The organism is Gluconacetobacter aggeris (assembly GCF_014174395.1).
In the GTDB taxonomy this organism is placed as follows: Bacteria; Pseudomonadota; Alphaproteobacteria; order Acetobacterales; family Acetobacteraceae; genus Gluconacetobacter; species Gluconacetobacter aggeris.
The window spans coordinates 58,933-76,139 of sequence record NZ_JABEQD010000010.1 but is presented as its reverse complement, the minus strand read 5'-3'; the positions used below and the strand labels follow the sequence as shown (position 1 = coordinate 76,139).

At 68.7% G+C, this 17,207-nt stretch carries 15 protein-coding genes; 9 read left to right on the top strand and 6 right to left on the bottom strand.

All coding sequences use genetic code 11. The features are described 5' to 3' along the window. The first annotated feature begins 14 nt into the window (after positions 1-14). Genes HLH36_RS13925 through HLH36_RS13885 form a run of 9 tightly spaced genes read left to right on the top strand, consistent with a single transcriptional unit; the run spans position 15 to position 8,850 of the window. Positions 15-812 (top strand): ABC transporter ATP-binding protein, encoded by a 798-nt coding sequence (locus HLH36_RS13925; protein ID WP_182986958.1) that lies wholly within the window; start codon positions 15-17, stop codon positions 810-812. Next, positions 809-1,585, top strand: a complete 777-nt coding sequence (locus HLH36_RS13920; protein WP_182986957.1) for an ABC transporter permease — start codon at positions 809-811, stop codon at positions 1,583-1,585. Before HLH36_RS13925 ends, HLH36_RS13920 begins: the two co-directional genes overlap by 4 nt. After that, entirely contained in the window at positions 1,582-3,225 is a 1,644-nt protein-coding gene (locus HLH36_RS13915; protein WP_246376860.1) for a CocE/NonD family hydrolase, read from the top strand. Before HLH36_RS13920 ends, HLH36_RS13915 begins: the two co-directional genes overlap by 4 nt. Before the next feature lie 4 nt (positions 3,226-3,229). Further along, complete coding sequence (locus HLH36_RS13910; RefSeq protein WP_182977280.1) at positions 3,230-3,646, top strand: cupin domain-containing protein; 417 nt, start codon at positions 3,230-3,232, stop codon at positions 3,644-3,646. Then, on the top strand, positions 3,643-4,413 hold the full coding sequence (locus HLH36_RS13905) for a cysteine hydrolase family protein (protein ID WP_182986956.1): 771 nt from the start codon (positions 3,643-3,645) through the stop codon (positions 4,411-4,413). Before HLH36_RS13910 ends, HLH36_RS13905 begins: the two co-directional genes overlap by 4 nt. Beyond that, positions 4,410-5,411 carry an ABC transporter substrate-binding protein gene (locus tag HLH36_RS13900; protein WP_182986955.1) on the top strand — a complete coding sequence of 334 codons (1,002 nt, stop codon included), beginning with the start codon at positions 4,410-4,412 and terminating at the stop codon, positions 5,409-5,411. Before HLH36_RS13905 ends, HLH36_RS13900 begins: the two co-directional genes overlap by 4 nt. Next, positions 5,408-6,409, top strand: coding sequence for an ABC transporter substrate-binding protein (locus HLH36_RS13895; RefSeq protein WP_246376858.1), 1,002 nt, complete (start codon positions 5,408-5,410; stop codon positions 6,407-6,409). Before HLH36_RS13900 ends, HLH36_RS13895 begins: the two co-directional genes overlap by 4 nt. Continuing rightward, positions 6,406-7,794: an amidohydrolase family protein gene (locus HLH36_RS13890; RefSeq protein WP_246376856.1), complete on the top strand. Its 1,389-nt coding sequence runs from the start codon at positions 6,406-6,408 to the stop codon at positions 7,792-7,794. The genes HLH36_RS13895 and HLH36_RS13890 overlap by 4 nt, the downstream gene beginning before the upstream one ends. A 9-nt stretch (positions 7,795-7,803) precedes the next feature. Next, positions 7,804-8,850, top strand: coding sequence for an aromatic ring-hydroxylating dioxygenase subunit alpha (locus HLH36_RS13885; RefSeq protein ID WP_182986954.1), 1,047 nt, complete (start codon positions 7,804-7,806; stop codon positions 8,848-8,850). 57 nt (positions 8,851-8,907) lie between these two features. Here the strand turns inward: HLH36_RS13885 and HLH36_RS13880 are convergent, their stop codons facing one another. The 6 genes from HLH36_RS13880 to HLH36_RS13855 are packed head-to-tail and all read right to left on the bottom strand — an operon-like array spanning position 8,908 to position 17,207. Further along, positions 8,908-10,566: a urocanate hydratase gene (locus HLH36_RS13880; protein WP_182986953.1), complete on the bottom strand. Its 1,659-nt coding sequence runs from the start codon at positions 10,564-10,566 to the stop codon at positions 8,908-8,910. A gap of 3 nt (positions 10,567-10,569) precedes the next feature. Beyond that, positions 10,570-11,676: a DUF917 domain-containing protein gene (locus tag HLH36_RS13875; RefSeq protein ID WP_182986952.1), complete on the bottom strand. Its 1,107-nt coding sequence runs from the start codon at positions 11,674-11,676 to the stop codon at positions 10,570-10,572. Positions 11,677-11,703: 27 nt separating this feature from the next. Then, on the bottom strand, positions 11,704-12,957 hold the full coding sequence (locus tag HLH36_RS13870) for a Zn-dependent hydrolase (protein ID WP_182986951.1): 1,254 nt from the start codon (positions 12,955-12,957) through the stop codon (positions 11,704-11,706). Then, positions 12,954-14,318: a dihydroorotase gene (locus tag HLH36_RS13865; RefSeq protein ID WP_220792848.1), complete on the bottom strand. Its 1,365-nt coding sequence runs from the start codon at positions 14,316-14,318 to the stop codon at positions 12,954-12,956. The genes HLH36_RS13870 and HLH36_RS13865 overlap by 4 nt, the downstream gene beginning before the upstream one ends. Further along, positions 14,311-15,846 (bottom strand): aromatic amino acid lyase, encoded by a 1,536-nt coding sequence (locus HLH36_RS13860; protein WP_182986949.1) that lies wholly within the window; start codon positions 15,844-15,846, stop codon positions 14,311-14,313. Before HLH36_RS13860 ends, HLH36_RS13865 begins: the two co-directional genes overlap by 8 nt. Further along, entirely contained in the window at positions 15,843-17,207 is a 1,365-nt protein-coding gene (locus tag HLH36_RS13855; RefSeq protein WP_182986948.1) for an MFS transporter, read from the bottom strand. Before HLH36_RS13855 ends, HLH36_RS13860 begins: the two co-directional genes overlap by 4 nt.

The following is a 17,207-nucleotide window of genomic DNA, read 5'->3' as shown; positions in this document are numbered from 1 at the left end:
AGGAGTTGCTTTCCATGCTCGCACCAGCACCGACTATACATCTTCAGTCCGTGGAAAAGGTTTTTCCCAATGGCGTGCGCGGGCTGGCGCCGCTGGACCTGGCCGTGGGGCAGGGCGAGCTGGTCAGCCTGATCGGGCCGTCCGGTTGCGGCAAGAGCACGCTGCTGAAGCTGATCGCCAATCTGCACCAGCCCAGCGGCGGCGCCGTCCGCTGGTGGGGCGAGGATTTCTCGGCGATCGGACGAGAGGGGCGGCGCCTGTCCTTCGTCTTTCAGGACCCGACCCTGATGCCGTGGTCGAACGTCGCGACGAATGTGCGCCTGCCGCTGGACCTGGACGGCGTGCCGCGTGCCCAGGCCGAGGCGCGGATCATGCCGGCGCTGCGGCAGGTGGGGCTGGAGCATGCGGCGAAACGCTATCCCGCCCAGCTTTCGGGGGGGATGCGCATGCGTGTCTCGATCGCGCGGGCGCTGGTGACGCGGCCGGACCTGCTGCTGATGGACGAGCCGTTCGGCGCGCTGGACGAGTTCACCCGCAACCGCCTGGACGAGGATATGGCGCGGCTGTGCGCGCGCGACGGGCTGACCACGATTTTCGTCACCCATTCGCTCTATGAGGCTGCGTTCCTGTCCTCGCGCGTTATCGTCATGGCGGCCGATCCGGGGCGGATTCATGCCGAATACGTCATCGATCCCGGCATGCCGCGTGACGAGGCCTTTCGCATGAGCGACGCCTTCGCGCGGATCTGCCGCGACCTGACGGCGCTGTTGAGCGAGGTCTCGCCTCGCCGCGCCGGGGAGGAGGGGATATGACAGTATCACCGCGTGCGATTGCCGTTGCCGCGCCCATTGCGGTTGGGGTGCTGGTTCTGCTGGCGTGGCAGGCGGCGTGCCGCCTGTGGCATATTCCGCCCTATCTGATGCCGGCGCCGACCGATATCGGTGCGTCGCTGGCCGCCAATGGCCCGGCGCTGCTGCATGCGCTGCGCAGCACGCTGGCGGTGACGATGGCGGCGCTGGCGATTTCGGTGGCCGGTGGGGTGCTGTCGGCGTTTCTGCTGGTGCAGAGCCGGCTGATCGAAACCAGCCTGATGCCGTATGTGATCATCATGCAGGTGACGCCGATCGTGGCGATTGCGCCGCTGATCATCATCCTGGTCAAGGCGACGATGCCGGCCCTGGTGGTCTGTGCTACGCTGATTGCGATCTTTCCCATCATCTCCAACACGCTTCAGGGATTGCGCAGCGTCGATCCGGGGCTGGAATCGTTCTTTCGCATGCACAAGGCGTCGCGGTTGCAGATGCTGCTGCGCCTGCGCATTCCCAGTGCGCTGCCGATGTTCATGGCCGGGCTGCGGATTTCCAGCGGGCTGGCCCTGGTCGGCGCGGTGGTGGCGGAATTCGTCGCCGGCACCGGCGGCAGCAGCGCCGGGCTGGCGTACGAGATCCTGCAATCCGGTTTCCAGATGGATATTCCTCGCATGTTCGCGGCACTCGCACTGATCACCGTCGCCGGGCTGGTCCTGTATGGCGCGACGGCGGCCCTGCAACGGTTGGTCCTGCGTCGCTGGCAGGCGCAGGGATGATGGGCTTTTCGGTATTGAAGCCGCGCACGGAGGCGATGCGCACGCGCGACGGGACCCGTCTGGTGGCCGATATCTGGCAGCCCGATGCGCCGGGGCCGTTTCCCGTGCTGCTGATGCGCCAGGCCTATGGACGGCGGATCGGCACCTCGCTGTGCTATGCGCCGCCCGAATGGTATGCCGCGCAGGGCTATATCGTCGTGATTCAGGACGTGCGCGGCCGGGGGGCGTCCGAGGGCGCGTTCGACCTGTTCGTGCATGAGGCCGAGGATGGGGCCGACAGCGTGGCCTGGGCGGCGGGGCTGCCGGGCAGCAATGGGCGGGTGGGCATGTTCGGCTTCTCGTTCCAGGGCAGCAACCAGCTTCTGGCGGCGGGCGAGGGGTGCCCGGCGCTGCGGGCGCTGGCGCCGGCCATGATCGGTTGGGATCTGGCGGACGACTGGGCCTATGAAGGCGGGGCCTTCGGGTTGCGGGGGAATGTCGGCTGGGCGACGCAGCTTGCCGCCGAGACCGCGCGGCTGGCGGGCGACCATGACGCGCAGGCCGCCCTGTTCGCGGCCAGCCGCGCGCTGTCCTTTTCCGGCGCGCGGCCGGCTTTTCCCGCGCATGAGGACTTGCTGGCGCGTTACAGCCATTACGCGCGCTGGCGCGATACGCCGCTGGATGACCCCTATTGGCGGCTGATTTCGCCCGCCGCACGGCTGGAACGGATCGTCGCGGCGGGGCCGGCGATCCTGTTTGTCGGTGGCTGGTATGACAGCCATCTGCCCGGGACGATGGCCGCCTATCGCGCGCTGGAGGGCGCGGTGCCGTCGCGCCTGGTCGTGGGGCCATGGGCGCATTTTCCGTGGGATCGCAAGATCGGTGCCCTGGATTTCGGCGATGCCGCCGTCACCGATATCGACCGGCAGCAGGTCGCCTGGTTCGATCGCTGGCTGAAGGACCAACCGTCCGGTCCCGATCGGGGCGTGTGCCTGTTCGACATGGGGGCGGCGGTCTGGCGTGATTTCCCGTCCTTTCCCGAGGATACGATTGCGCTGCCGCTCAGCGGCACGGGCCGGGCGGCGATCGATATGCGCGATGGCGGCCTGGAACTGGACGAAGCTGCGGTGGAGGCAGAAGCGGTGACCGCGACCGAGCGCCTGACGCTGGACCCCTGGCGCCCGGCGGGCCCGTGCGGCGGTGCGTTCGGCCAGCCGCCGGGGCCGGTGGACCGGGCGCAGGTGGATGCGCGGTCGGATGTGCTGACCTTTACCTCGGCGCCGTTCGAACGGCCCGCGCTGCTGGCCGGGCCGGTTTCGGTGACGGTGGAGGTCGAGACCGATGCGTTGTCCTTCGACCTGCTGGCCACGCTGTCGCGCGTCACGCCGTCGGGCGCCGCCTATCCGCTGGCCGAGGGGTACGCGACGCTGGCGCCGGGGCGTGGGGACGTGGCGATGCGGGCGACGTGCTGCACGCTGGATGTGGGCGAACGGCTGCGGCTGTCGCTGTCGCCGGCCTGTTTTCCCGCCTTTCCCGTCAATCCCGGCACCGGCGTTGCGCCATGGATGGCGGCGCTGGCCGACCAGCAGGTCCTGATCCTGACCATCCGGCGCGCGGGATCGCGCCTGCACGCGCCATTGCGCCGATCCGACCAGGAGTAGCCCCATGCCGTTCTTCAAGAGATCGATCGACCAGATCGAAGCCTTTCGCATCTCGCCGTCCGACAGCAATTATTTCGCGATCCTGGCCGACCGGCAGGCGGGGGACTGCGCGTCGGTCGCCGTGGTCGAGATCTTTGCCGTCGGCGGCAGGACGCCGCCCAATACCCACCAGGCGGCGGACGAGCTGTTCTTCGTCCTCAGCGGCGAGGGGGTGGCCTGGTGCGATGGTGAGCGGACCACGCTGAAGAAAGGCGATGCGCTGCTGGTCAAGCCCGGCAGCGAGCATGTGGTGGAGAATACGGGGGCGGGAAAGCTCTATACGCTGACGGTCATGATGCCCGACGAGGCGTTCGGGGCGCTGATCCGCAGCGGCACGCCGGTCGTGCTGGATGACGAGGATCGGCGGGTGCTGTGCGCATGAAGGGCCTGGGCCCGACGGCGGCCAATCGCTGGCAGGTGTCGCAGGACGCGGTCAGCCTGGTGCGCCCGGCGCGCGGCGCGCGGCCGGTGGCGGTTCCGGCGCTGCCGCAGGCGCTGACGATCGACCTTTCCCGCACGGCGATGATCGTGATCGATATGCAGAACGATTTCTGCCACCCCGATGGCTGGCTGGCCGGCATCGGGGTTGATATCGCGCCCCTTCGCGCGCCGATCGTGCCCCTGCGGGTCTTTCTGCCGCGCCTGCGCCAGGCCGGAGTGCCTATCCTGTGGGTGAACTGGGGGACGCGGCCCGACCGGCTGAACCTGAGCCCGTCGGTGCTGCATGTCTACGATCCCGCCGGCGAAGGGGGCGGGATTGGCGGCACGCTGCCGGGGGGGAGTGGCGCTGTCCTGCAATATGGAAGCTGGAATGCGGAGGTGGTGGACGAGCTGGCCCCGTCGCAGGAGGATATCCGGATCGCCAAGCATCGGATGAGCGGGTTCTGGGATACGCCTCTGGATTCGATTTTGCGGAATCTGCGTGTGGACACGCTGCTTTTCGCCGGGGTGAACAGCGACCAGTGCGTGCTGGGCACGCTGATGGACGCCAACGGGCTGGGATATGACGTCGTGCTGCTGGAGGATTGCGTAGCGACGACATCGCCCGGCTTCTGCGCCGAGGCGACGCTTTACAATGTCCGGCAATGTTTCGGTTTTACCGCGCGTGCCGACGCGTTTCCGCTGGATGCGGCGGGGGAGGGGGCATGACCCGGCCCGTGCTGTCGCGCGCCCTGTCCCGGCGCGCCTTGCTGGCGGCGGCGGCGCTGGGGGGCGTTGCCGGGAGCCGGCCGGCGCGAGCGGTCTCCGTGCCGTTCCGCTTCCTGACCAACTGGTATGCCCAGGCCGAGCATGCGGGATTCTATCAGGCGCTGGCGCGGGGGTTCTATCGTGACGTCGGGCTGGACGTGGCGATCGACCATGGCGCGCCGCAGAGCAACAACACGCAGCTTCTGGTGGCCGGGCGGTATGACGTCGTCATCGGGTCGATCGGCGCGACGATGATGGCGGCGGCGCGGGGGATGCCGACGGTTGCGGTCGCGACCAGTTTCCAGAGTTCGCTGGTGGGGCTGCTGACCCATCCCGACATTACGCGGCTGGCGGACCTGAAGGGGCATACGATCCTGCTGAGTACCGAGATCCGTGCCGCGTTCTGGCCGTGGCTGCGCGATCATTACGGGTTCGATGAGAGCCAGGTCCGGCCTTACAGTTTCAACATCCAGCCCTTCATCCTCGATCCCGGGCTGGTCATCCAGTCCTATGCGACGTCGGAGCCTTATGCGTTGCAGAAGGCGGGGGTGCCCTGCCGGTTCTTTCCGCTCGATGACGCCACCTATCATGATTACGGCAATCCGCTGGTGACGACGCGCGATGTGCTGACGCATCGTCGCGAGGATCTTGTGCGGTTTCTCCAGGCCAGCATGCGCGGCTGGGCGGACTGGATGAGCGGCGACCCCACGCCGGGCAACGATGCCATCCGGGCGGCCAATCCGCAGATGGGGCTGGACCAGATCATGTGGTCGCGGCAGCGTTTCCGCGCCATGGGGGTGTTCGGGCCGGCGGGTGCCCGCTACGGCACGATCACGGCCCCGCGCTGCCAGGCGATCCGCGATTTTCTGGTGGCGACGGGGCAGTTGCCCGCTGGTGCGCGTTGGCAGGATGCCTGCGATTTCTCGTTCGCCAGCGCATTGACTTCGGTGGTGGCATGAATGCGCTAGTGGCGCGGCGTCGCGCGATGCTCGGCGCCATGCTGCTGGCCGGCGTGGGGCGTGCCCGTCCGGCTCGCGCGCGGGGGCTGAAGCCGTTGCGCCTCACCCTGGCATGGTATGCCCAGGCGCCGGTCGGCGGATTCTATCAGGCGCTGGCACGGGGATTCTATCGCGATGCCGGGCTGGACGTGACGATTTCCAACGGTGGGCCGCAGGTGAATGCGGTCCAGCTTCTGCTGGCCGGGCAATGCGACCTGATCACCGGTTATGATTTCCAGACGCTGCATGGCGTTGCCGCCAGCATGCCGCTGGTGACGGTCGGGGCGTCGTTCCAGCACGATCTACAGGGCATGATTTTGCATGAGCCCGCCCGGTCGCTGGCCGACCTGAAGGGGCGGCGGATACTGATCGCCAGTTCGTCGCGCCAGACATTCTGGCCGTGGCTCAGCCGGCGCTATGGACTCAGTGCTGCGCAGGCGGCGCCTTATACGTTCAATCTTCAGCCTTTTCTGGTTTCTCCCGACGTCGCGGTGCAGGGCTATGCCAGTTCAGAGATGTTCGATATCCGACAGGCCGGGGTCGCCGCGCGGTTCTTTGCTTTTTCCGATGAGGGCTATCCGCCCTATGGCACGGCCATCGTGACCACCCGCGCACTGGCCGGTGGTGATCCGGCTTCGGTGACAGGGTTTGTCCGGGCGTCGATGATGGGCTGGCGGGAGTATCTGCATGGCGATCCGGCGCCGGGCAATGCGTTGATCCGGCAGGCCTCGGCGCGCGAGGACGAGGCGCGGCTGGCCTATGGCATCGCGACCATGCGTGCCGCCAGTGTGCTGACGGGCGGCCAGGGCGGATTGCGGGCCCTGGGGTCGATGACCGAGGCGCGCTGGCGGGCGACATATGAATTCATGGTCGGCAACGGGCTGATCGCGCCGGGGGTGGACTGGCGCGCGGCATTCGATACGCGTTTTGCCGATGCGGCGCAGGTGGTGCCGGCATGATGGGCGCGGATCTGGTCATTCGCAATGCCGTTGGCATCCTGACCGGGCTGCGCGGCCCCGGCGAGCGGTGCCGGGGCGATATCCGCATCCATGACGGGCGCATTGCCGAGATCGGCGCGGTGGCGGCCCGGCCCGGCGACCATGTGCTGGATGCCGCCGGCGGGGTGGTGACGCCGGGGCTGGTCAGTGCCCATCATCATCTGTTCCAGAGCATGCTCAAGGCCGTGCCCGCCGCGATCGACGCCCGGCTGGAAACCTGGCTGCGGCTGGTGCCCGTGCGCTACTGGCACCGTTTCGACGAGGAGGCGCTGCGCACCGCCGCCGAGGTGGGGATGGCGGAATTGCTGCTGTCCGGTTGCACGATGGTCAATGACCATCATTATCCTTTCGCCTCCTTTTCTCCCGTAGGAGAGAGCGGATACGATCCGGCGGCGATCCTGTTCGAGACGGCGGAGCGGATGGGCATCCGCCTGTGCCTGTCGCGCGGCGGCACCACCCGCGACCGGGTCTATGACAATGACGATGTCGTGCCGATGCCCGTCGAGACGCTGGACGGCATGCTGCGCCATGTCGAGGGGCTGGCCGCGCGTTATCATGATAGCGGCCCGAACAGCATGCGGCGCGTGTTGCTGGCGCCGAACACGCCGACCTGGGGGGCGACGCCGGCCGAGCTGAAGGAGATGGCCGCCGCCGCCCGCCGCCTGGGGATCGGGCTGCATTCCCATCTGTCGGAAACCACCAATTACGTGACGTTCTGCGCCGAAACCCATGGCTGCCGTCCGGTGGCGTTCGCCGCGCGCTGCGGCTGGGTGGGGCCCGACGTGTCCTTCGCGCATCTGGTGCATATCGATGCCGACGAGATTGCGCTGCTGGCGGCTACCGGCACCTTCATGGTCCATTGTCCGCAGAGCAACGGGCGCCTCGGCTCCGGCGTGGCGCCGGCGAGCGCGCTGGAGCGTGCCGGCGGGCGGGTGGCGATCGGCGTGGATGGGGCCGCGTCGAACGAGGCGTGCGACATGGCCAGCGAGATGCACAATGCCTGGCTGATCCAGCGGGCGATGGGCGGCCCCGATGCGGCGCGGGTCGAGGACGTGCTGCGCTGGTCCAGCGCATCCGGCGCCGCCATGCTGGGCTTTACGGAACTGGGGACGGTCGCGGTCGGCCAGGTCGCGGACCTGGCGATTCACGCGCTGGACGCGCCGCGCCATGCGGGGCTGCACGATCCGCTGCTTGCCCCGGTCATCTGCGGCCCGTCCTCGGTGCGGCATGTGCTGTGCGCGGGGCGGCCCGTGGTGGTGGACGGCGCCATTCCCGGCCTGGACCTGCCGCGCCTGATGGCGCGTGCCCGCGCCGTGGTCGCACGGCTGATGTCCCTTGCAGGATAGGAGAGCGCGATGCTGACGACCCGGCAGAAAGTCCTGCGCCGGTTCTGGTATGCGACGGTTCCGCTGGCGGATCTGTCGGACGGTCCGAAACCCTTTCGGCTGATGGGCGAGGATATCGTGCTGTTCCTCGACGCGGAGGGCGCGCCGAGGGCCTTGCAGGATCGCTGCTGCCACCGCACTGCGAAACTGTCCAAAGGGTGGTGCGACAAAGGCGAGCTGGTCTGCGGCTATCATGGCTGGCGCTATGACGGGACGGGCGCGGTGGTGGCGATTCCGCAGCAGGCGCCCGGCGCGGCGCTGCCGGATTTCCGCGCGCGGGCCTATGGTTGCCAGGCGCGCTATGGCTATGCCTGGGTCGCGCTGGATGAGCCGCTGGTGGAACTGTTCGATATTCCCGAGGATCGCGATCCGGGGTTCCGGCGCATCTTCCAGTTCTACGACCAGTGGAACACGGCGCCGCTGCGGCTGATGGAAAATTCATTCGACAACGCGCATTTCGCCTTCGTCCATCGCGGCACCTTCGGCGACATGGCGCAACCCCGGCCCCGCGTCTACAGGATCGAGGAGACCGATTACGGGTTCCAGGCCACGACCGTCGTGGATGTGGTCAACCCGCCCCATGCGGTGGCGATTACGGGCGATCCGAATCCGACGACGACGCGCACGATGCACAATCACTGGTACCTGCCCTTCGCGCGCCGGATGGACATGCTGTATCCCTCGGGGATTCGGCACATCATCATCAATTGCGCGACCCCGGTGGAAGACGGGAAGATCCAGCTCGTCCAGTTGCTCTACCGCAACGATACCGAGGCCGCGTGCAGCGCGGAGAAGCTGATCGCCTGGGACCGGGCGATCATCGAGGAGGATCGCGAGATCCTGGAGGCGACCGATTGCGATGCGATCCTGGATGTCTCCCGCCGGGTCGAGATGCACATGGCCTCGGACCGGCCGGGGCTGATCATGCGCCGGCGGCTTCTGGCCCTGCTCCGGGCGCATGGCGAGCAGGAAATATCCCGGCAGGATGAGGGGCATCAGGACCTGCCGGGGATCTGAGAGCCTGTTTGGAAATGCGCGTCGGATCGCCGCCAGCGCGCATTTTCGGTCAGGCTTTCAGGGATGGGGCGTGGCGAGGTTGATATAGGGGATGTGCTGGCGGTCGATTTCCTCGAATGCCTCCTGGTAGCCGGCGTCGGCGTAGCGCATGACGCCGAGGCTGGTGTCGTTGGTCAGGGTCAGGCGCAGGCGTTCGTCGGCTTCCGACGAGCCGTCGGCGATCGTGGTGACGCCGGCGCTCGTCATATAGCCGGCATAGCCGCCGCCGCCGGAATGGATGGCCACCAGGTCGGCCTGTGACGAGCAGGCGAGCATGGCGTTCAGCAGCGGCCAGTCGGCGATGGCGTCGGAGCCGTCCTTGAGGTTTTCGGTCATGATGTTGGGGTGGGCCATCGCGCCCGCGTCCAGATGGTCGCGGGTGAAGGCCACCGGGCCGGAGAGGATGCCCTCGCGCACCATGCGGTTGACGGCCAGCCCCACTTTCGTCCGGTCGCCATGACCCAGCCAGGCGATGCGGGCGGGCATGCCCTCGATGGGGATGAAGCGGCGGGCGAGCGTGATCCAGTTTACGATCGATGGATTGTCGGCGAATGTTTCCAGCAGGTATTCGTCGATTTTCCGCAGATCCGCTTCGTCATTGGAGAGCGCGATCCAGCGGAACGGGCCGATGCCGCGCGCGAAGAGCGGGCGGAGATAGGCTTCGGTGAAGATCGGGATGTCGAAGGCGTGGTCGATCCCGGCCTTTTGGGCCTGGGTGCGGATCAGGTTGCCATTGTCGAAGACGACCGCGCCGGCGGCGCGGAAATCGAGCATGGCCTGCACGTGGCGGGCGATCGATTGCAGGGCCAGGCGGGAGAGGGATTCCGGGTCGCTCTGGCGCTGGGCCTTCGCCTGGTCGAGGGTGAGGGAGGCCGGCACGTAGCCGTAGACCAGATCGTGGGCCGAGGTCTGGTCGGTGACGATATCCGGGATGATGCCGCGGGCCAGCAGTTCGGGGAAGATATCCGCCGCATTGCCGCACAGGCCGATGGAACGGGCATCGCCCGTTGCGCGGGCCTCTTCGACCAGGCGCAATGCGTCGTCCAGCGAGGTTGCGCGATGTTGCAGGTAGCCGCTTTCGATGCGGCGGGTGATCCGGGCGTCATCGACCTCGACGCACAGGATGATCGCGCCGGCCAGGTGTCCGGCCAGGGGCTGGGCGCCGCCCATGCCGCCGAGGCCGGAGGTGAGGATCAGGCGCCCGGTCAGGTCGCCGTCGAAATGCCGTTCGGCAATGCGGCGGAAGATCTCGTATGTGCCCTGGATGACGCCCTGCGAGCCGATATATTGCCAGTCGCCGGCCGTCAGCCCGCCCCAGCAGATCAGCCCCTGCTTTTCCAGCCGGTAGAATTCCTCGGCGCGGGCCCACTGGCCGACGATGTTGCAGTTGGCCATGACGACGATGGGCGCGCGTTCGTGCGTTTTCACGACGCCGATCGGCTTGCCGGACTGGACGATCAGGGTTTCGTCATCGCCCATGGTGGTCAGGGCGCGGACGATGGCGTCGTGCGACGGCCAGTCGCGGGCGGCCTTGCCCAATGCTGCGTAGACGACGAGGTTGGCCGGGTCCTCGCCGACCGACAGCACGTTTTCCAGCAGGCGCAGCAGCCCTTCCTGCCGCCAGCCGCGGCATCGCAGATTGCCGCCCGAGGTGACGCCGAACTGTTGTTTCGTCATGGTCTAGCCCCTGTCGCCGATGAAGCTGAGGGCGTAACTGGTCAGGTCGATCCCGAGCGCGCGTTCGACGGGGGGATAGACCGCGGGGTCGAGCACGCTGGACGAGAGCGGGAATTTGCTCTTGTCCACGTGCAGGACAAGGATTTCCATGCCTTCGACGATTTCGCCGACGCTGAGGGGGTGCCCTTCGGGCGACAGCGTGGTGATGATGTCGGGGAAGGAGGCGATCCGCCTGCCGCCGGCATCGTCCAGGGCCATATATTCGTTCATGACGTGCAGCGTGACGGACTGTTCGCCGGTGCCGACGGTGATGGTGCCGATATCGAAGGCTTCCGGCGTGTAGGCCACCGATTTCCGGGAGACCTTGCCCTGGGCCACGATGGCGCCGTCCAGCGCGCGGGTGATGGTGTCGATGACCGCGCTGCCGCCCTTGGGGCGGGCGGCCAGCACGGCCTCGCCCAATGCCAGGGCGCGCGAGATGCCGCCCCATGCGGCATGGCGCTTGACGTAGGCGGCCGGCAGCGGGTTGCGGCATGAGGCGATGAAACCGCCGGACATGTCGGAGGCCGTGCGCAGGATGGGCGAGACACGGGCGGTCGCGCCCTTGGCGACGACTTCGAGATAGGCGCCGTTCGCGCGGTTGCCGCCTACCACGGCCTGGATCATGGGCTCGGGCGAGCCCGCCATGCCGATCGAGCCCATGTCGCCCGTCGGGTGCGCGCGCATGTCGCCGACCGCGTCGATGACCTTGGTGCCCAGGATGGCGCCCGGCAGCCAGGCGTTCAGCGTGCTGGACTTGCCGTTCTGACCGATCATCAGCCCGTAGATGGGACGGCCCAGCTCCTTCTCCACCAGGCGGACGGCGTTGACGTAATCGACGCCCAGCATCTGCCATTCGGTGGTGCTGGCGGGGGCGCCGATGGCGGCGGCGGTGGCGATGATCGCGTCGTCGGCGATCTCGTCCGCGCCGACTAGTTCGGGCTGGCCCGCATTGACCGCGGCCGTGCCCAGCATGCGGCCATGCTCGACCCAGCCGCCGCCGCCGCAGGCGAAGATGGAACCGCCCGCGATGGCGGATTCGACATCCTTTTCAACCAGTATACGGCCCATCTTGGTTCTTTCCTGTGTGTTCCTGGTTCAGTCGGTGCGGTCGCGCAGGCCGATCGCTTCGGCGAGGACCATCGTTCCGCGCGTGGCGTCTTCGGGCGCGCACCATTCTTCCGGATCGTGGCTGCGGCCGTCGCGGCAGGGGACGAAGAGCATGGCCATCGGCGCCAGCCGTGCGACGAAGGCGGCGTCGTGCCCGGCGCCGGAGACCATGTGGCGGGTGGTGAAGCCCTGCGCGTGGGCTGCGGCCTCGACCAGTGCGGCCAGTGCCGGGTCGCATGGCGTGGGATGCGTGTCGGACTGGATCGCGAAGCGGGCGAGGGTGGTGCGGCTGGCCTGGGCGGCGTCGGTGCAGGCCGCGTGGATCGATGCCACGAGGTCTTCGGCGACCGGGCGTTCGGAGACGCGGATATCGACGACCAGCCGGGCAGAGCGCGGGATGACGTTGGAGGCGCCGGGGGAGAGGGCGAGCACGCCGCAGGTAGCTGTGACATGGCCTGCGCCGGAGCGGGCCAGCGCGCTGGCCCGCTGGTGGACGAAGCCGACGATCGCGGCGGCGGGGACGGCGGCGTCCTGCCGCAGGTCCATCGGCGTGGTGCCGGCATGGTCGGCGCGGCCGGAGAAGACGATTTCCAGCCGGGTGACGCCGGCGATGGCGTCGACCACGCCGATCTGGGTCTGTGCCTGCTCCAGGACGATGCCCTGTTCGATATGCAGTTCGAAGAAAGCCCGGATATCGGTGCGGCGCGGTGTGTCCAGCCGGCCGGGATCGCCGCCCATGCGGGCCAGGGCGTCGGCCAGGCTTTCGTCCCACGGGGCGCGCAGGGTGCGATGCTCGGCCGACAAGGCGCCGGCCATGCCACGGCTGCCGATGCAGGACAGGCCGAAATCGCTGGGTTCCTCGGCCAGGAAATCGACGATTTCGAGGTCGTGGCGCAGGGCGATCCCGGCATCGGCGAAGGCCCGTGCGGCCTCCAGCGCCGCCAGGACGCCGAGAATGCCGTCGAAACGGCCGCCATCGGGCACCGTGTCGGAATGCGAGCCGGTCATGAGCGTGCCGAGGCCGGGCGTGGTGCCGCCGCGGCGGCCGATCAGGTTTCCGGACTCGTCGATTTGGGTGGTGAGGCCGGCCTGCTGGAAGCGCGTCGCGAGCCATGCGCGGCCTTCGAGAAAGCGGGGCGAGAAGGAGCGGCGCGTATGGGGGCGGCCGGGATCGGTAATGGCGGCCAGGGCGTCGAGATCGGCCTGGAGCCGGTCGGGCCGGACGTGCGTGGCGATGCTCATCGCAGGCCGGAGGGCTGTTCGGGCGTGACGAAGCGGCCGGTGCCCGGTGTGGCGAGGACGGTCCGCCCGTCGAAGACCTGTTGCCCGCGCAGCCATGTTCCGGCGATGCGCCAGTCGAGTTCGCGGCCCGCATAGGGGCTCCAGTCCGTCAGGACATTGTCGCTGGCGGCTGGGTCGTAGCGCCAGGTCTCGCGCCGGGCGATGGTGATGTCGGCGTCCCGGCCCGGGGCCAGCCCGCCCTTGCCGGCGGTGAGGCGGAACAGGCGGGCCGGGTTTTCCGACAGCAGCCGGCTGGCGTGGGTGAGGGACAGGTTGCGGCGGGACAGTTCGGTCAGCAGGAGGGGATAGATTACGTCCAGTCCCGGCACGCCGGACGCGTTCTTCAGCATGTCGGGGTCGGATTTGCGGGCCAGCGACCAGGACACATGGTCGGTCGAGACGATCGTGACGTTGCCGGCGGCCAGATGGTGCCAGATGCCTTCGACCTCGGCGCGGGGGCGGATGGGGGGATTGATCTTGGCGCGGCCGCCCAGCCGGGCGACGTCATGCTCCTCGTCCAGCACCAGATAGTGGATGCAGGCTTCGATCGTCGTATCGAACCCCTGCCGACGATAGGATTCGCACAGCGCATAGCCGCGTGCGACCGAGCAATGGACGACATGGCCCGAACAGCCGGTGGCGGCTGCCGTCTCGTAGATCTGGGCCATGGCCAGCGTTTCGGCCAGCGCCGGGCGGGACAGGCCGTGGGCGCGCCAGTCGGTGATGCCCGAGCGGGTCACCGCCGCGATCCGCGCGCGGACCATTTCGTCATCCTCGTTATGCACGCCGGCGATCAGGCCGGTTTGGGCCACGGATTCGAAACAGGCGGCCAGCAGGTCCGGCGGGATGCGGGGGAAGCGGACGGGATCGGTGCCGAAGGTCGAGAATTTGAAGCCGCAGGCGCCGGCCCGCGCCATTTCGGGGATATGGTGCGGGCCGTCATCGGGGGCGATGGTGCCCCACAGCGCGAAATCGACGCGGGCCTGCTCACCGGCTTCCCGCGCCTTCTGGCGCAGATTGTCGGCCGTGCAGACCAGGAACCCGTCATCATAGGGCATATCGGCAATCGTCGTGACGCCGCCGGCGGCGGCGGCGCGGGTGCTCCATACGAAATCTTCCTGCCCCTTCTGCGAGCGGGAATGGACCTGCGCGTCGATGGCGCCGGGCAGGATCAGCGCGTCGCCGTGATCCTCGACCTGACGGGCGGTGGGAGGGAGACCCTGGCCGACGTGGCTGATGCGGCCGGCATCGACGGCCACCCAGCCATTTTCGAGCACCGTATTCGCGGTGACGACATGGCCTTTGAACAGCAGGTCATGCACGGGCATTCTCCTGAAACGGGGGTGGCGGAAAGGCGAGATCCGCCGGGAGCGGGTCGGCAAGGCGGGTGGCGAAGCGGACCAGGATATCTTCCGTGCGATGCACGGCGTCGGACACGGCGCCGCTATCGTCCAGAAGCGGCACATGACGGTCGAGTTCGGCCAGCAATGCGCCGGGGCTGCCGGTCGGCCTGGCGTCCGACAGGCGGATGGCCTGGCGGGCGGCCATGGCTTCCAGCGCGATCAGAGGGGAGAGCAGGTCCATCTGCACGCCCAGCGCGCGGGCGACCGAGGGCAGGTAGCTGGCCTCGTCCTCGAACCCGTTGGCGACGGGGATCTGGTAGAGCGAGGCCGGGGTGGATTCGCGCAGGATCGCGGTCGTGAGGTCGGCGGCCAGCTTGGTCGCGGCGCCGAAGGCGACCTGCCGGCCGGGATCGAGCGTGAGGTTGCGCGGCAGGCCGGACAGATCCTCGCGGCAGGAGGCGAGGATGCGGCCGAGCGTGCTGCGGGCGTAATGGCACAGCGCGATCACCAGCGCCTGCGCGTCCAGCGCCAGGGCGAGCGGCAGGGAGGCGCCGGAGGTCATGGCCCGCCCGTCGAACAGGATCGGGTTGTCGTCGGCATGGGCGATGCTGTGGGCCAGCGTGGCCTCGACGCGATCGAGCGCCGCGACCAGGGCGCCTGCGATCTGCGGCATGCAGCGGAAGCTCAACGGGTCCTGCAGGTTGCGGCGTGGTGTCCAGTCGCCGGGACTTGTCAGCCCTTGCAGGTAGCGGGCGATGCGGGCTTCGTCCCGCAGCCCGTCCAGGCGGGCGGTTTCCCACGGGATGCCGAAGGCGCCGAAACCCGCGGCGGCCAGGACGAAGACGTGCAGCAGCAGCGGCAGGCGGCCCCGCAGGTCGGCCGCGGCCAGCGCCACCCCCGCGACCCCCAGCGCATTGCTGGACAGGACCGACATCACGTCCTTCGGGCCGGGCACCATGGGCTTGAGTTCGAACCGCGCCAGCAGGGTTGCGGAGGGCAGCGCCGGGCCGTCTTCGGGGGCGAAGGCCAGGCCCTCGCCCAGCAGGGTCGCGCCGATATGGCTCATGAGGCCGACATCCGCGCAGCCGATCGACCCGTATTCGGGCACGGCGGGGGTGATTCCGGCATTCAGCAGGTCCGCCAGGGCCGTAGCCAGATAGAGGCTGGCCCCGGCGTGACCGGTCAGCAGCGTGTTGAGGCGGATCGCCATCGCGGCCCGGACCACCCGCCGCGGCAGGTAGGACCCGGTGCCGAGCAGGTGGGAGCGCAGGAGGCGCAGGGCGTATTTCGGCCGGTCGTCATCCGTGACGCCGTGATCCTTGAAGGCGCCCACCATGCTGGTGGTGCCGTAGATGCCGTCGCCCCGGGCCAGGGCCTCGTGCAGTGCCCGTTCGCCCATGCGCAGGCGGGCGATGCCGTCCGGGCCCAGCGTGACCGGCGCGCCATCGGCGATGGCGGTGAGCCGGGTCAGCGGCAGCGTTTCGCCGGAAAGGGAGATGGGGGTCACGACAGCGTTTCGTCCCTGGTTGCCGAAGCCAGTCTCCCATTCCGGGGTATCGGCGCGGTTATGCTTTTTTGTGCAAGGCCTATAGAATTTTCTGCAATCCGGGCTGTGCGGGCGGGGGCGAAGGGCGGTGACAGCAGCGCCGCCAGGGCCGGAAGCCCGGCGAGCGCGACATAAAGGGCCGGGCTGGGCATGCCGTGCCAGGCCAGGCCGAGGCTGGCGAGCAGCGCAGGGGCGAAGCCGCCGAACAGCGAAACGGAGGCGTTGTAGGACAGGGCGATACCGGTCGCGCGGATACGGGTCGGGAACAGGCTGGCGATGCCGAGCGGGGCGGCGCCGACGAACAGCGCCACCAGGCCGCACAGGCTGGCCGCGACCGCGATCATCGCGGCCGTGCCGTGATCGTATTTCAGGAGGCCCAGGATCGGGCCGGGGAGGGCGATCAGCATCAGCGTCGCCGCCACCAGCAGCCGCCGGACGCCGATCCGATCCGCCAGCGCCCCCGCCGTCAGCGAACCGGCGACCAGGGCGAGATTGCCGGCCAGCGCGGCGACATAGCTGCCATGGGGGATGACGCCGCTGAATCGCTGGGCGTAAAGCGGCAGGTAGATGACCAGCGCATAGGGTGCGGCACCCCAGAGCAGGGACAGGCCGAGTGCCGCGACGAAGCGGCCGCCATGGTGGCGGGCCAGGTCGCGCAGGATGGGGCCATGGTCGGTGGCAGGGCGCTTCGGTGCCGCGTTGCCGCGACGCAGGATGATGCCGAAGGGGACGATCAGCAGCCCGACGGCGAAAGGTGCCCGCCAGCCCCACTGGGCCATCTGTGCATCGCTCAGCAGCGCGGTCAGGCCTACGGCGACGGCGGCACCGAGCATGTTGGACAGGCCCATGGTGGCCTGCAGGAACGAGCCGGCGAAGCCGGGGCGGCCATTGTTCGCGCCTTCGACCAGGAAGGAGGCGGCGCCGCCGATCTCGCCGCCCGCCGAAATGCCCTGCAACAGCCGCGCAAGACAGAGGATGACGATGGAGGCGCGCCCTGCCGTGGCATAGGGCGGGTCGAACAGGATCAGTGCCGTGCCTGCCCCCATCAGCAGGCAGGTCAGCATCAGTGCCGGGCCGCGCCCCCTTCGGTCGGCAAGCTGGCCCAGGAGCAGCGCGCCGAGGGGGCGGGCGACCGCCCCCAGGGCAAAGACCAGCAGGCCCTGCGCCAGTTGCGACAGGCGGTCGGCCGGGGGCAGCAGCGCATGGGCGATATAGGGCGCGAACAGGGCGTAGACCGAAAAATCGTACCACTCCAGAAGATTGCCGATGCAGGCAGCGGCAATCAGCGCTTTTCCGTTTCGTCCCTGTGGCTGTTGCGTCAT

Coding starts and splice junctions, on each gene's coding strand:
- HLH36_RS13925 (WP_182986958.1), top strand. CDS start 15: ATGCTCGCACCAGCACCGACTATACATCTTCAGTCCGTGGAAAAGGTT.
- HLH36_RS13920 (WP_182986957.1), top strand. CDS start 809: ATGACAGTATCACCGCGTGCGATTGCCGTTGCCGCGCCCATTGCGGTT.
- HLH36_RS13915 (WP_246376860.1), top strand. CDS start 1,582: ATGATGGGCTTTTCGGTATTGAAGCCGCGCACGGAGGCGATGCGCACG.
- HLH36_RS13910 (WP_182977280.1), top strand. CDS start 3,230: ATGCCGTTCTTCAAGAGATCGATCGACCAGATCGAAGCCTTTCGCATC.
- HLH36_RS13905 (WP_182986956.1), top strand. CDS start 3,643: ATGAAGGGCCTGGGCCCGACGGCGGCCAATCGCTGGCAGGTGTCGCAG.
- HLH36_RS13900 (WP_182986955.1), top strand. CDS start 4,410: ATGACCCGGCCCGTGCTGTCGCGCGCCCTGTCCCGGCGCGCCTTGCTG.
- HLH36_RS13895 (WP_246376858.1), top strand. CDS start 5,408: ATGAATGCGCTAGTGGCGCGGCGTCGCGCGATGCTCGGCGCCATGCTG.
- HLH36_RS13890 (WP_246376856.1), top strand. CDS start 6,406: ATGATGGGCGCGGATCTGGTCATTCGCAATGCCGTTGGCATCCTGACC.
- HLH36_RS13885 (WP_182986954.1), top strand. CDS start 7,804: ATGCTGACGACCCGGCAGAAAGTCCTGCGCCGGTTCTGGTATGCGACG.
- HLH36_RS13880 (WP_182986953.1), bottom strand. CDS start 10,566: ATGACGAAACAACAGTTCGGCGTCACCTCGGGCGGCAATCTGCGATGC.
- HLH36_RS13875 (WP_182986952.1), bottom strand. CDS start 11,676: ATGGGCCGTATACTGGTTGAAAAGGATGTCGAATCCGCCATCGCGGGC.
- HLH36_RS13870 (WP_182986951.1), bottom strand. CDS start 12,957: ATGAGCATCGCCACGCACGTCCGGCCCGACCGGCTCCAGGCCGATCTC.
- HLH36_RS13855 (WP_182986948.1), bottom strand. CDS start 17,207: ATGACGCAACAGCCACAGGGACGAAACGGAAAAGCGCTGATTGCCGCT.